We start from the raw sequence: 13,413 nt of genomic DNA, 5'->3' as shown, positions 1-13,413 counted from the left end.
ACGCGAGCAAGGCAGGCGCTGCCGTTGGCGCCGACCCGGGCCGGGCCCTACGCGCCCTTGCGGCGCTGTTTCTGCAGCTCGCTCGCGGCCTTCAGCGCCTTGTGGCTCCGTGCGATGTCGGGCATCTCAGCGCCGCTCGCGAGCTCCTCGGCGGCCCACCGCGTGAGGTCGCGGATCGACACGATGCCGACCACTCGCCCCCGGTCGACCACCGGCAGGTGACGGATGTTCCGCGCCACCATGTGCTCGGCGGCGTCGGCGAGGTCCATCTTGGGGGCCACGGTCTCGAGGTCGCGCCGGGTCATGCCGTGCGCCACCTTCACCGAGTGGGGATCACCGCCTGCGGCCACCAGGTTCACGATGTCGCGCTCGGTCACGATGCCGGCGAGCTTCTTCCCGTCGAGCACCACCACCGACGAGATGCCGTTCGTGCGCATCGTCTTGGCGACGTCGGCGAACGTGTCTTCGGCGTCGGCCGTCTTCACGTCGGTATGCATCACGTCGGCGACCTGCATCGTTGCCTGCCTCCTCGAGGAAGGGCTCGGAACCTTTGGAGGCGGTCAGCCTACCGCGTCGACAGGCTCGGCCGTCGTAGAACCGTTCCGTGCACGGCATCAGGGCTCTCGTCGTCTCGCTCATGCTCGCGGTGCTCGTGCCGTCGTGTTCGATGAGGCATGCCACGGTGGGCGTGCGGGCGAACCGCGAAGGCGAGGCCGTGATCCTGGCGCCGCAGTGCGCAGACGAGCGCATCGAGGCCGTGCAGGTCGCCGATCTCGACGGACCCGTGCGGTGGCGGATCGAGGGAGGCGGGAGCGCGGTCGTCCCCGTCTTCGTGGTCGGTGTCGTGCCGCCGTCGATGCGCGAGCGCGATCCGCTCGAGGGCGTGCTCGATCCGGACGACGCCTACGTCGCCACCGTGGAGTACGCGGGCTCGATGCCCGACACCGAGGTGGAGTTCCGCACGGCGAGCCTGTCGCCCGACCGGGTGATCGACGACGAGGGCGTCTACCGCACGCGACAGGAGTTCATCGAGGAAGCCGACCTCGGTTGCGCGGGGGGCTGGCTCTGGGTGGCCGCAGCGATCGGCATCGTTGTGCTGCTCGCCGTTGCCGCCGGCAGCGTCTGGGTGATCGTGCGCACGCTCCGGAAGGCCAAGCGCTTGCGCGAGGCGGAGGCGACCCCGGACCGTCCCGATCTCAGTGGTCGCTGACCCCCGAGAAGTGGAACTCGTCGACCTTCAGTGCAGGTACGCGTGAAGCGCTGAAGAAGAACTCGCTCGCGAGGTGCGCCTCGCGCCCGACCATCGAGACGCTCGAGAGCGCCCCGAGGATCGACTGCGTGAACCGCAGGTTGCGCACGGGCCCGACGACCTCACCGTGCTCGATCAGGAACGTCCCGTCGCGCGTCATGCCCGTGATCGACGATTCCATCGGGTTCACGATGTTCGAGTAGTGGAACCTGGTCACGAGGAGTCCTCGCTCCGTGGAGCGGACCATCTCCTCGACCGTCGCGTCGCCGGTGCCCATGAACAGGTGCAGCGGGAAGGGTCCCTCGGGGTTCGGCGACGGCAGGCCGTGGCCGGTCGACGGGCGGCCAGCTTCCTTGCCGGTGCGCCGGTCGTACACGACGCCGCGGAAGACGCCGTCGCCGACCAAATCGACCCGCTGTTTCGGGGTGCCTTCGAAGTCGAACGGCACCCCGAGCGTGCGGGGGTCGGTGCCGTCGTCCCAGATCGACACCGACGGCGCCGCGACCTGCCGGCCTTCCTTGCCGTCGAAGCAGGAGCGTCCCTCGATGTAGGCGCGCCCGGCGAAACCCACCCATGCGAGGAAGCCCACGAGCGTCGCCGTGGCGGCGGGCTCGAGCACCACGGTGTACGTCCCGGCGTCGAGCGCCCGCGGAGAGGCGGACCCGACCGCCTTCTCGTTGGCTGTGCGACCGATCGCGCCGGCGTCGATCGGGCCGGTCGAACCCGCGAAGACCTCGGCGAACCCGCTGCCGCCGTCAGGCCCGGAGACGACCGTTGTGAGCGAGGCCAGCGTCGACGGCGCCCAGCAGAACTGGCCCTCGCTGTTCGCGAGCCCCAGCTCGACGGCGATCGTCTCGTAGGCGCCGGCCGCCCTGCAGTCGGGGGCGCACGCTCCGATCAGCTGCGCGACTGCGTCCGCCCGCATCGCGGGTGAGGCCGAGGCGGTGTCCTCGAAGAACCGATCCACGTCTGGGGCGGGCGCGGGCGGTGCGAGCCCCGGCCACTGAGGGTCGGCCGCGACGACCTCCGCCATCTCGAGCGCGCTGCGGGCGGCGGCTAATGCGCCCTCGGGTGTGGCCTCGTTGGAGGCAGCCACCCCGACGTGGCCGCTCTTCACGACGCGCACACGCAGCCCGGTGTCCTCGCGCGCGATGCTCTGGTGGATCTCCGAGTTCGCGAACCGGGTGAGCCCGCCCGATTCGTGCATCAGCAGCACCTCGACCCCGTCGGCGCCCCGCAGCTCCAGGGCGCCGCCGGCGATCCGACGGAACGAGTCGGGGCCGAGCACGCCCCCGGCACCGCTCACCCGCGCACCCCCACCTGCACGTTGTGGAACCGCGCCGGGGAGGCCCCGTGCCCGACCCGGCCCACCTGTCCGGGCTGCCCCTTCCCGCAGTTCGGCGTGCCCCACACGACCCAGTCCTCGGCGCCACCGATCGCGTCGCACGACCCCCAGAACTCCGGGGTGATGCCCGTGTAGTTCGGGTTCTTGTACGGGGTGGCGAGGGCGCCGTGCTCGATGCGCCACGCCTGCTCGCATCCGAACTGGAAGTTGATGCGCTTGTCGTCGATCGACCACGAGCTGTTCGTCGTCATGAAGATGCCTCGATCCGTGTCGCCGATGATCTCGGAGAGGGTTCCCTCACGGGGCTCGATCGAGATGTTCGTCATGCGGATCAGCGGCAGGTGGCTCCACCCGTCGGCCCGGCTCGTGGCGTTCGAGGTCTGGCCCACGACGCCTGCGGTCTCGCGGCTCGACAGGAAGTTCTCGAAGATGCCGTCGACGATGATCGGCACGCGCTGGGCCGGCACGCCTTCGTCGTCGAAGCCGAAGGTGCCGAGCCCTCCCGGCAGCGTGGCGTCGGCCGTGATCGACACCAGGTCGCTCGCGTACCGCACCTTCCCCCGGTCGTCCGGTGAGAGCCACGACGACCCGGCGTAGGCCTCCTCCATGCCGAGCACGCGGTCGAGCTCGATCGGGTGGCCGATCGATTCGTGGATCTGCAGCTCCATCTGACCCGAGTCGAGCACCAGGGTCGTGACCTCGCTCGGGCACTCGGGCGCGGAGAGCAGCGCCACGGCCTCGGCACCGATACGTTCGGCCTCCTCGATCAGGCCCAACGTGCGGATGTGCTCGTAGCCGGCCGCCTTCACGTGTCCGCGGAACGAGTTCGGATAGCTGCGCCGCTGCATGTCACCGTCGGCGACCGCGACGGCCTCGATGCCGCCGCCCGAGTTCGTGATCACCTGCTCGATCGCGGCGCCGTCGCTCGAAGCGAACCAGGTCGAGCGGCGGAAGAAGTCGAGGCCGGCCTCGGCGAAGGAGAGTCCGGGCACACCCTGCATCACGCGCGAGGCCTCCATCAGCAGGGCGACCTTCTCCTCGAGCGGCACGGTGAAGGGGTCCTCCTTCACGGGCGTGCGCCACGAGGCCGTGGCCGGGTCCACCGGCGTCAGCGAGACCGCGTCGCCGGGCAGGCGCTGCGCGGCTTTGGCCATCTCGACGGCGAGCCGCGCGGTGCGAGCGATCTCGGCGTCATCGAGCCGGGCGGTGGCGGCGAAGCCCCAGCGCCCGCCCACCAGCACCCGGATCCCGACCCCCGTCGATGTCGAGCGGTCGATGCCCTCCATCTCCTGGTTGCGGACGGTGAGCGACTCGCTCTCGTCGGTCCCGGCGCGCGCATCGGCGAGATCGGCGCCCGCCGATCGTGCGGCGTCGACGGCCATCTTCGCGACGTCGAGCACGCGAGCCTCCCTCCGGTCCGGAACGTATCGGCCCCGGGCCGAGGACCCGGACGACGCGGGGCATCGTACCCGGTGCGACCCACGGATACCCGGTCACGATGGAGATGACACGGGAGGTGTGGCATGGACGGACAGCGGCATGGGTTCACCGAGGAGCAGGCCCTCGCTTCGGCGGCCGAGATCGGCCTCGATCTGAGCACCGCGCCCTTCGACGTCGAGCAGTTCCGACGGGGCATGGAGGTGGAACTGGAACACGGGCGCCGCGATCCTGTGACCGACGTCACCGATGACGACCCGCTGGTCACGGCCAAGATCGCGTGGGCGCACCTGAAGGAGTTCCCCGACTACTACGACCGGCTGGAGCGCATGGAGGCCGAGGCAGAGGCGACCTGAAGACGGCGTGACCCGAACGTCGGACCGGCGGGTTGGTGGGCTCGCGGGCCCGGGTGGGAAGATGCCCGCCCGAGTCGACGACGCCTGAGGAGGACCTTCCGTGCCGGTCGAACGCGCCGACGATCACCCCACCTTCGAGCTGGGCGGCAACACCGTGACCAGCCTCGCTGCACCGAGCCGTGGTGCCGATGAGGCGGCGTTGTTCCGCATCTCCGTGCCTCCTGGTGGCGGCCTGCCGGCTCACCACCACGATCACCTCGACGTCTTCGCGGTGGAAGCCGGTGGCGGAACGTTCCACATCGACGACGCGTCGTTCGAGCTGTCAGCGGGCGACTCGGTCGTCGTGCCGGTCGGTGCCGTGCACTACCTGGAGGCCGGCGACGCCGGCGCGACGATCGTGGTGACGATGCTCGCCGGCACGAAGCTGGTGCGGGCCGACGACGGCACCGAGATCGTCCCGCCCTGGGTGGGCTGATGGCGCGCGCCACCTACGTCGCCGACGTCACGCTCTTCGACGGGCTGCGGGTCCGACGCCGGCAGGGCGTGTTGATCGAGGGAGAACGCATCGTCTGGACGGGGTCGCACGTTCGGGCGCCCCGTACCACCCGCGCCGCCCGCGCCGTCGACGGGACCGGCCGCACGCTTACCCCTGGCCTCGTCGACTGCCACGTGCACCTCAACTTCGACGGGGGCGCAGACTTCGCTGCGGAAGCCGCCGAGATGGGCCTGGCCCTCGCGACGATCAAGGCGACGGCGAACGCCGGGAAGCACCTCGGGGGCGGCGTGACCACCGTGCGCGACCTGGGCGGACTCGGCACGTGCGAGCTGGCCTGGGCGATCGACCGGGGCGTGGTCCCGGGGCCTCGGTTGGTGGCGGCGGGTCGGGCCCTCACGATCACCGGGGGTCACGGGCACAACGTGGCCTTCGCGCGCGAGGTCGACGGCGCCGATGCGGTCCGCAGGGCTGTGCGCGAGGAGATCAAGTCGGGGGCGAGGGCGATCAAGGTCGTGGCGACCGGCGGAGTGCTGACCCCCGGGATCGGCGCCACGTTCACCGCGTTCACGCCCGAGGAGATCGGCGCCGCGGTCGACGAGGCACACTCGTGGGGCAGGGGTGTGGCGGCACACGCGATCGGCGCGGAGGGCGTGACGGGCGCGGTCCGGGCCGGGGTCGACTCCGTCGAGCACTGCGTGCAGCTCACGAGGGCGACCGCCGCGCTGATGGCCGAACGCGGCACGTTCCGGGGGCCGACGTTGTCGGCGGCGTTCGGCATGGTGGAGCACCCGGCCGAGGTGCCCGACTATGCCCTCGAGAAGATCCATTCGGTGCTCGACGATGCCGAGCGGGCGCAGACGCTCGCGCTGCGGATGAAGGTGCGCCATGTCTGCAGCACCGACGCGGGCACCCCGTTCAATCCGCACGGGAACGCGCCGGTCGAGCTCGCGCGCTTGGTCGCATGGGGCATGCGCCCGCTCGACGCGATGGTCGCGGGCACCTCGAGCGGCGCTGAGCTGCTCCGAGTGCCCGACGTCGGACACGTGCGCGAGGGTGCCCTCGCCGATCTCGTGCTCTACGACGCGAACCCCGTCGACGACATCGCCGCGCTGCAGCGGCCGCGCGCCGTCTGGAAAGGCGGCGAGGTGGTTGCCGGGAGGGCGGTCCGGTGAGCTTCCGCGACGAGGCGCTCGAGGCCAACGCGGTCTACGCGGCGGGCTTTCCCGTCGGCGACCGGCAGGCCCCGCCGACGCGGCGGGTCGCCGTGCTGGCGTGCATGGATGCCCGCCTGCGCCCCGAGGACGCGCTCGGGCTCTCGCTCGGTGAGGCCCACGTGATCCGCAACGCCGGTGGGCGGGTCACCGACGACGTGGTGCGGTCGTTGGTGCTGTCCTCGGCGGTGCTCGGCACGCGGCAGGCGGTCGTGATCCATCACACGGACTGCGGTCTGCTGGGCGCGAGCGACGCGGCGTTGCGTGCGCGCGTGACCCAGGTCACCGGGGAGGACGTCGGCGACCTCGGCTTCCTGCCGTTCGACGACGCCCACGGCGCCCTGATCGACGACGTGCGGGCGATCGAGAACGACCGGCGGCTGACCTTCGGATCCGTGAACGGCTTCCTGTACGACGTGACCACGGGGCGGCTGCGCGAGGTCTCGCCGGGCTAGCGCTCGACGGCCAGCGCGTGCTCCAGCGCCGCGACGCCGCGGGCGAGCTGCGCGAGCTCCCGCTGCGGAAGGCCCGCCAGCAGGGTGCTGAACGCCTCCACGCGTCGCCTGCGACCCTCCAGCATCGCGTCGCGACCGCGCTCGGTCGCCTCGACCCTGACCGCGCGGGCGTCGTCGGGGTCGGGGGAGCGGGAGACGTAACCGTCGCGCTCGAGGCCGTCGACGAGTCGGGTCATCGTCGGCGGCTCGACCTGCTCCAGGTGCGCGAGCTCGCCGATGCGCTGCGGTCCCGCGAAGACGAGCACCGAGAGCGCGGACAGGCGCGGGGCGGAGATGCCCAGTGCCTCGTCCTCCACGCGCAAGCGGCGCAACAGGTGGATCGCGGCCGAGTGCAACCGATCGGCCACCGCATCCACGTCTCGCGCTGGGGAAGTGCGTCCTGGCGTGGTCACCGCGCGTACGCTGGCATATTTAGTTAGGCTACGCAAATAGAAACCGAGGGGGCCTCCGATGGCAAGCACATCCGATGGGTTGTTCGCGGCGATCGAGGCGGGCGACGTCGCGCGGGTGCGGGCGATGGTGGACGACGACCCGTCGCTCGCGTCGGCGCGTGACGCCGAGGGCGTCTCTGCTCTGATGCGGGCGCGCTACCGGCTCGACCGGAGGATGATCGAAGTGCTGCAGTCGCGGGTAACGGAGATGGACCTGTTCGAGTCGGCCGCCGCCGGCGACCTCGACCGGCTCACCGAGCTGCTCGCCTACGACCCGGCCTCGATCGACGGGCGCAGCGCCGACGGCTTCACGGCATTGCACTTCGCCGCGTTCTTCGGCCGCCCGGACGCTGCACGGCTGCTCGTCAACCACGCGGCCGACGTCGACGCCCGCGGCACCGGCTGGATGATCGGCACTCCCTTACATTCCGCGGCGAGCGGCAGCCACGCCGAGGTCGTCGGCGTGTTGCTGGAAGCGGGCGCCGATCCGAACGCGAGGCAGTCGGGTGGGTGGACGCCGTTGCACGCGGCGGCACGAGGCGGCGACGTCACGAGCGTCACCCTGCTCCTCGCCTCGGGTGCCGACCCGGAAGCCACGAACGACGAGGGCACGAGCGTGCTCGAGATGGCGCGGGGGAGCGGCGATGTGCCCACGGCCGCGGCGATCACGGCCGCCCTGGAACGCTGATCGCTCGCTCAGACGGCGTCCGTGAGCACCCGGCGCGTCCGGCCCTGTTCGATCGGGGCCACGCACCGTACCCACTCCGAACCATCGTGAACCCCGCGCGGGCCGTCATCGATGCCGACCAAGCCCGCTCTGCCGGGGACCGGTCGGAAGCCCAAGACAGCTTCAGCGGCAGGGATACTCGGCGAAGATGTACTCCTGCGCATCGGAGTCGCACGGGTTCCCGCGGCCGAAGATGATGCGACCGACGGTGACGTCGGCGACGCACCAGAAGACCGTCTTCTCGTTCGGTCGACCGAACTCCGGGTGGCGACAGATCGAATCCGGCTTCGTCTCGTGGTCGCTCAGGATCTCGCGCATCGTCGCGGCCGTGACCGAGCCCGGTGGCCGAGCGGCGATCAGTTCGCGTGCCCGTCCGTACCGGATCGCGGAGTGCTCCGCGTAGGCGGGGTCGCCTTCGAACGGGAGCATCCGGTTGCAGACGTAGTGGTTCGTGTGCACGAGGTGCCCCGCGTCATCGAGGCCCGTGACCTCGGCGTCGGTGGCGCTTCCCTCGACGTTGGCGACGCCGTCGTCGGCGCTCGTGAGCACGTTGTTGTAGCTCGACGCGCGGTCGTGTCGCAGCGACATCGACACCATCTCGTCGAGGGTGCGGGCCCGCATCATCTCGAGCACCTGATGGGAGCGTGAGATGCCGAGCTGCTCGTCGTTGGGCGAGAGCTCGTTGCCGGTGAGTGAGAGCCCGGCCGAGTTCCAGCCGACGGAGAGCCACGGCACGCCGCCGAGCTGGAAGATCGTCGGGTCGCCCGCGACCTGCTTCTCGATCGCGACGATGTGCTCCTCGGCGGCGGGGCGCAGGTCGTTCGTGTGGCCGACGAGCAGGTGGCCGTCGGCGGTCGCGCTCGGTCCGGCCACGACGTCGCTGCACCGGCCCTGCGTCGCCTTCCGGCGCGGTTCGTACCAGAGCTCCTCGATCGAGGCCGCGAAGAGGTCGAGCGGGTCGATGCCCGCGGCTTCCGCGATGCCTTCCAGCTCCTCGACGAGCCAGGGGAGCCGCGGCTCGGTGAACGCGAGGTACTCCCTCGCCAGGGCGCGCTGCTCCTCGACCGTGCGCCCCGCGGGCAGGTCGTCGAAGACGTGTACCGCCTCGGCATGGATACGGTCGCGGGCGGTCTCCCCGAGCTGGCGACCCACCTCGAGGTGGTTCGGTGCGGAGACCCGGATGACGTCGATGCGTGGCGGAGGGGTCACGTCGTCAGCTCCCCGATGAGCGACGCGAACGCGCCGACGTAGGCGTCGACGTCACCCTCGGTGGCCGGCACGGCGCAGGTCGGGCCGGCGCCGACGATCGCCTCCCAGACGCCGCGGTTCGCGAGGTACACGCGGATCAGGCGCCGCAGCGGCACGTCGAGGGCCTCGTAGGCCTCGTCGGCATCGCGCGGCATCGTCGGCGTGAACGTATAGCCCGAGCGCGGCCAGAAGCGGTGGGTCGTCCAGGGGAGTCCGGCGCTCGACACCGCTGCCTCGATGCCGTCGGCGAGGCGGGCGCCGAGCGCCTGCGTGTGCGCGTACGCCTCGGGCGTGAGGACCTCGCCCATCGTGGCCTTCGCGGCCGCCATCGACAGCGGGTTGCCGAACAGCGTGCCGCCCGTCGCCACCACCCGCTTCTCGTCGTCGCGGCCGGCAGGGCGGCGCAGCGTCTCGGCGACCTCGTCGGTCATGCCGTACGCCCCGAGCGGCACGCCGCCGGCGATCGACTTCCCGATCGAGACGATGTCGGGCTGCAGCGACCACATCGCGGTGAGTCCGCCTGGGCCGACGACCTGCGTGTGGGTCTCGTCGTAGCAGAGCAGGGTGCCGGTCTCGCGGGTCGCGGCGCGCACCGCTTCGTGGAACCCGGGCTCGGGCACGAGTAGGCCGATCGCGTTCGTGAGCGCCGGCTCGGTCGTCACGATCGCGATCTCGCGCGTCTGGAGCGCGGAACGCAGCGCCCGCGCGTCGTTGAACGGCACCATCACGACCTTGTCCGTGACGTCGCGCGGCAGCCCGGCTTCCTCGGGCACGAGCCTGCCGTCCTCGACGGCGACGAGGCCCTCGTCGAAGTGCCCGTGGTACTTCCCGCCGAAGAACAGCACCTTCTCGCGCCCGGTCATCACCCTGGCCACCCGGATGGTCTCGAGGTTCGCGTGGGTGGCGCTCAACGTGAACTGCCATCGCGGGAGCCCGTACCGTCGTCCGAGCTCTTCCGCGACCCAGATCGAGTCCTCGTTCGGCAGCAGGAACTGCGACCCGGCCGCGATGCGGCGGGAGACCGCCTCGACGACCGGCTCGGGGCCGTAGCCGCCGAACATCGACATGTCGGCGATGTTGAAGTCGGCGTACTCGTTGCCGTCGACGTCTCGGAACCGAGCCCCCTTGGCATCGTCGACCCAGAGCGGCGGGTGATCGTAGGAAGTGCGGAGCCATGACATCGGCACGCCGTTGGGCATCACCCGTTCGGCGCGGTGCCAGGTCTCGATGCAGCGCGGATGGGTCTCGATGAACCGGGAGTCCTCGCGTGCCTTCAGCTCCGCGACCTTGGCGGGGTCGATGCCGCGCGCGCTCATGCGGGTACGTCTACCACGCGAAGGCTTCCAGGGACCCGTGGCCCGTCCCCGCGAGCGTGGCGTCGGGCGCGATCACGGCGGGGGCCAGCGCAGGATCGGCGAGCGAGCGCGCGCGGGTGGGACGGCACCCGACCCCCTCGGCTGAACAGGCGAGGTTCACCCTGAAGATCGTGCCGGCCTGCGAGGTCACGACTGCGCGGTTGCCCTCGACCACCGGCGTGAACAGCGGTGCCGACGTCAGGTCGTAGACGCCGATCGGCTCACATCGAGGGTCGTCGCAGGTCGGTGCGAACACCCAGAGACGTCCACGATCGTCGCCGACGAGCACTCGGTCGCCCGCGACCGCCGGAGGGCTCGTCGCCCCGGTCGCGAACGGCGCACCCGGCACGAACGGCGCCCGCCACTCCGGGTCGCATCGTCCCGTGCACGACAGGGAGAACGCCATCAGTTGCCCGCGCGCCACCGCGTACGCGACACCGTCGCCGATCGCGACCGACGTCGCGGGGCCGTCGGTGCGGCCTGTCCACACCGGCCGGCAATCCTCGCCACAGACCGCGGGATAGGCGGCAACGCCGCCGCGCGTCGACGAGGACGCCACGATCACGAGACCGCCGCCGAGCGCCGGCGGCCCCGACGCGGGCCGCCCCGGCACGTCGGCGCTCCACGCGGCAGGACATGCGAGGTCCTCGCTCGCGCATCCCACGGGGAAGGCGTAGAGCTCGTCGGACGTGACGTAGACGAGGTCGAAGTTCGCCGCCGGCTGGGAGACGGTGCCGTCGCCCGCGACGCCGACCCACTCCGGGGAACAGCCTTCGCCGTCACAGGTCGAGGGGAACGCGTAGAGCTGACCTTCCGAGGACCCCACGAAGACTCGCTCGTCGCGGACCGTCGGCACCGAGAGCGGTCCGTCCGGCACCACGCCGCGCCAGCTCGGGGCGCACCGGTCGGCGTCGACGGGGCAAGAGACCGGGAACGCGGTGAGCTGATCACCCGCCACGAAGAGCTGCCCGCCGTCGATCGCGAGGCCGCTGACCGGGCCGGTGATCGTCGCGCGCCACTCGGCGGACGGGCTGCCGGTCGCGGCCGTCGGCCGGGGTTCCTGGTCGGCGGCGCGCAGCATCCGGATCGCACCGCCGACCACGAGCAGGCCGAGCGCCGTCGCGAGCAGCGCGAGGGCGACGCGCTTCGTCGTCTGCCGATGCCGGTCGTAGGTGGCTCGCAGGTGGCCGAACACGGCGCACATCGTGGCGCAGGCGAGGGTCAGGTGTCTCGCTCGTCGGAACGGCCGGTGAGCTGGGTGTCCCGGTCTCGGGCGCGGTCGTCTCGGATCAGCTGCAACGTCGCTGCCGACAGGAGCGCAGCGCCCGCGCCGAGCAGCGATCCCGCGATCACGTCGGAGAGCCAGTGGTGGTCCACCACCGTGCGCGAGAGGGCCATCAGCACGATCCAGACGACGGCGAGCACGCCCCATGGCCGCCGGGAGCGCCACGGGCTCGAGGTCACGAGCACGAGGCCGACCGCGACCTGGGCGGCCGTCTTCGCGTGTGCGCTCGGGAACGACGTGAACGGGTCCTCGGGGTCGATCGCGGTCGGACGTTCCCGGGCGAGTCCCGGTTTGAGCACCGCGGTGATCACGTCGGCGAGGACCCAGCCGAGCAACCATGCCCCGAGGTCCCAGCGACGGCGACGGATCGCGAGCCAGACCGCGATCGCGATGCGGAACGGCACCATGACCACCCCGGCGCCGAGACGCTCGAACGCTTCGCCGAGCGACTCGATCCAGCCGGGCCAGCCGAGCGACGTGCGTCGCCACGCGTCGTCGACCCCCCGCAGGAACGGCGGCTCGGCCACGTCGGACGCGACCACGATCGCGAGCAGCCCGACCCCGCAGAGCATCGCGACGCCGATCGCCAAGGTCCGGCGAGGATCTCGGACCAGGTCGCCGTCCCGGCGCGGCCGCTCATGCATGTCGAGGCCCTCGCGCACGCGACTGACTCTAGATGTCGGAGGGGGTCGTTACGGTCGGACATCGACTTCCCCGACTTCAGGAGGAACCCGTGAGCGAGCAGATCGGTTTCGTGCTGCTGGCGGTCGTGTGCGGACTCGTCGCCGGCGTGGCTCTGGCGGGCAGGCGCCGCCCGACCGAGGACGGAGTGGCGGCGGCCGACCCGGCCACGGCGCGCATGGAGGCCCGCCTCGAGGTACAGGCCGCCGAGCTGCGGCGCCTCGCCGACACCGCCGCCGCACGCGACCTCGCCGCCGAGCAGCTGCGTGCCGGCGTCGAGGGCGCGCGTCGCGCGCTGCAGGAGCTCACCGTCCGTGAGCAGGAACGGCGCGAGGCCGACGCGGACCAGCGAGAGGTGATCCGTCGGCTCTCGACGGTCCTGGCCGGCGGCGCATCGAAAGGACGCGCCGGCGAGCACGTCCTCCGCGACCATCTGTCGGCGCTCCCACCCACGATGCTCGTCACCGACTTCCGGGTCGGAGGGAAGGTCGTGGAGTTCGGGCTGCTGCTGTCCGACGGCCGGCGGCTGCCCATCGACTCGAAGTGGACGGCACTCGCCGAGCTCGAGGCCCTCGAGGCGGCGCCCGAAGGGGTGGAGCGGGACGCGTGTGCGCGGGCGGTCGAGAAGGCCGTCGCCTCGCGGGCCCGCGAGGTCTCGCAGTATCTCGATCCTGCCGTGACGGCGCCGGTCGCCGTGGCCGCCGTGCCCGACGCAGCCTACGAGGGGCTGCGTCGCGCGCACGCCGACGCCTACGTGCACGGAGTCGTGATCGTGCCGTACTCGACGGCCCTGCCGATCGTGCTGTTCCTCTACGCCCTCGTGCAGCGCTTCGGCGACGCCGCCGACGTGCAGGCGAGCCTCGCCGAGGTGGGCGCCGTGCTCGACTCGCTCGAGGCCGTGGTCGAGAACCGATTCGCGCGCGCCGGCACGATGATCACGAACGGCGCCGACGAGTTCCGCTCGCAGCTCGGCAAGGCGCGCGGCTCGATCGCGCGCGCCCGAGCCTCGACGATCGAGCCCGACGCCGACGCGCCGCTCGGCGACGATGGCGGTCCGTTGTCCGTCGTGCGCTGAGG

The 13,413-nt window shown here is 71.7% G+C and carries 15 protein-coding genes; 7 read left to right on the top strand and 8 right to left on the bottom strand.

Annotated features, from left to right (window positions below):
- Positions 1–47: 47 nt before the first annotated feature.
- Positions 48–515, bottom strand: a complete 468-nt coding sequence (locus VFI59_16145) for a CBS domain-containing protein (protein ID HET6715225.1) — start codon at positions 513–515, stop codon at positions 48–50.
- An 89-nt stretch (positions 516–604) separates the two neighbouring features.
- Between VFI59_16145 and VFI59_16140 the strand changes: the two genes are divergently transcribed.
- Positions 605–1,210, top strand: a complete 606-nt coding sequence (locus VFI59_16140) for a hypothetical protein (GenBank protein ID HET6715224.1) — start codon at positions 605–607, stop codon at positions 1,208–1,210.
- On the opposite strand, the gene VFI59_16135 is transcribed toward VFI59_16140, so the two are convergent.
- Entirely contained in the window at positions 1,197–2,555 is a 1,359-nt protein-coding gene (locus tag VFI59_16135) for a TldD/PmbA family protein (GenBank protein HET6715223.1), read from the bottom strand. The two genes, VFI59_16140 and VFI59_16135, sit on opposite strands and share 14 nt — an antisense overlap.
- Positions 2,552–3,994 (bottom strand): TldD/PmbA family protein, encoded by a 1,443-nt coding sequence (locus VFI59_16130; protein ID HET6715222.1) that lies wholly within the window; start codon positions 3,992–3,994, stop codon positions 2,552–2,554. Before VFI59_16130 ends, VFI59_16135 begins: the two co-directional genes overlap by 4 nt.
- Positions 3,995–4,117: 123 nt before the next feature.
- Between VFI59_16130 and VFI59_16125 the strand changes: the two genes are divergently transcribed.
- The 4 genes from VFI59_16125 (at position 4,118) to VFI59_16110 (ending at position 6,549) form a co-directional block, all read left to right on the top strand.
- The gene (locus tag VFI59_16125) at positions 4,118–4,387 is read left to right on the top strand and encodes a DUF5661 family protein (GenBank protein ID HET6715221.1); all 270 of its coding nucleotides are present in this window, start codon (positions 4,118–4,120) and stop codon (positions 4,385–4,387) included.
- 100 nt (positions 4,388–4,487) lie between these two features.
- On the top strand, positions 4,488–4,862 hold the full coding sequence (locus tag VFI59_16120; GenBank protein ID HET6715220.1) for a cupin domain-containing protein: 375 nt from the start codon (positions 4,488–4,490) through the stop codon (positions 4,860–4,862).
- The gene (locus VFI59_16115; protein ID HET6715219.1) at positions 4,862–6,055 is read left to right on the top strand and encodes an amidohydrolase family protein; all 1,194 of its coding nucleotides are present in this window, start codon (positions 4,862–4,864) and stop codon (positions 6,053–6,055) included. Before VFI59_16120 ends, VFI59_16115 begins: the two co-directional genes overlap by 1 nt.
- Positions 6,052–6,549 carry a carbonic anhydrase gene (locus VFI59_16110; GenBank protein ID HET6715218.1) on the top strand — a complete coding sequence of 166 codons (498 nt, stop codon included), beginning with the start codon at positions 6,052–6,054 and terminating at the stop codon, positions 6,547–6,549. The genes VFI59_16115 and VFI59_16110 overlap by 4 nt, the downstream gene beginning before the upstream one ends.
- Here the strand turns inward: VFI59_16110 and VFI59_16105 are convergent.
- Positions 6,546–6,956: a MarR family transcriptional regulator gene (locus VFI59_16105; GenBank protein HET6715217.1), complete on the bottom strand. Its 411-nt coding sequence runs from the start codon at positions 6,954–6,956 to the stop codon at positions 6,546–6,548. The genes VFI59_16110 and VFI59_16105 overlap by 4 nt on opposite strands.
- Positions 6,957–7,059: 103 nt before the next feature.
- Between VFI59_16105 and VFI59_16100 the strand changes: the two genes are divergently transcribed.
- On the top strand, positions 7,060–7,728 hold the full coding sequence (locus VFI59_16100; GenBank protein ID HET6715216.1) for an ankyrin repeat domain-containing protein: 669 nt from the start codon (positions 7,060–7,062) through the stop codon (positions 7,726–7,728).
- Between the two features lie 162 nt (positions 7,729–7,890).
- On the opposite strand, the gene VFI59_16095 is transcribed toward VFI59_16100, so the two are convergent.
- From VFI59_16095 to VFI59_16080, 4 genes are read right to left on the bottom strand one after another with little or no spacing between them, the layout of a single operon-like run.
- Positions 7,891–8,976, bottom strand: coding sequence for a C45 family peptidase (locus tag VFI59_16095; GenBank protein ID HET6715215.1), 1,086 nt, complete (start codon positions 8,974–8,976; stop codon positions 7,891–7,893).
- On the bottom strand, positions 8,973–10,331 hold the full coding sequence (locus VFI59_16090) for a transaminase (GenBank protein HET6715214.1): 1,359 nt from the start codon (positions 10,329–10,331) through the stop codon (positions 8,973–8,975). The genes VFI59_16095 and VFI59_16090 overlap by 4 nt, the downstream gene beginning before the upstream one ends.
- A gap of 10 nt (positions 10,332–10,341) precedes the next feature.
- Entirely contained in the window at positions 10,342–11,574 is a 1,233-nt protein-coding gene (locus tag VFI59_16085; GenBank protein ID HET6715213.1) for a PQQ-binding-like beta-propeller repeat protein, read from the bottom strand.
- Positions 11,575–11,591: 17 nt separating this feature from the next.
- Positions 11,592–12,317, bottom strand: coding sequence for a phosphatase PAP2 family protein (locus VFI59_16080; protein HET6715212.1), 726 nt, complete (start codon positions 12,315–12,317; stop codon positions 11,592–11,594).
- A 71-nt stretch (positions 12,318–12,388) separates the two neighbouring features.
- On the opposite strand from VFI59_16080, the gene rmuC reads away from it, so the two are divergent.
- A complete protein-coding gene (gene rmuC, locus VFI59_16075; GenBank protein ID HET6715211.1) occupies positions 12,389–13,411 on the top strand; it encodes a DNA recombination protein RmuC in 1,023 nt (340 codons plus the stop codon).
- Positions 13,412–13,413: the final 2 nt, after the last annotated feature.

The sequence above is a fragment of the Actinomycetota bacterium genome (assembly GCA_035697485.1).
GTDB lineage: Bacteria > Actinomycetota > UBA4738 > UBA4738 > HRBIN12 > JAOUEA01.
Note: the sequence above shows the minus strand (reverse complement) of the source record. Positions and strands in the feature narration are given on the sequence as shown.

Excerpts from the sequence above, each read along its gene's own strand:
- VFI59_16100 (HET6715216.1), top strand. The coding sequence starts at position 7,060 with ATGGCAAGCACATCCGATGGGTTGTTCGCGGCGATCGAGGCGGGCGAC.
- VFI59_16085 (HET6715213.1), bottom strand. The coding sequence starts at position 11,574 with ATGTGCGCCGTGTTCGGCCACCTGCGAGCCACCTACGACCGGCATCGG.
- VFI59_16115 (HET6715219.1), top strand. The coding sequence starts at position 4,862 with ATGGCGCGCGCCACCTACGTCGCCGACGTCACGCTCTTCGACGGGCTG.
- VFI59_16125 (HET6715221.1), top strand. The coding sequence starts at position 4,118 with ATGGACGGACAGCGGCATGGGTTCACCGAGGAGCAGGCCCTCGCTTCG.
- VFI59_16145 (HET6715225.1), bottom strand. The coding sequence starts at position 515 with ATGCAGGTCGCCGACGTGATGCATACCGACGTGAAGACGGCCGACGCC.
- VFI59_16090 (HET6715214.1), bottom strand. The coding sequence starts at position 10,331 with ATGAGCGCGCGCGGCATCGACCCCGCCAAGGTCGCGGAGCTGAAGGCA.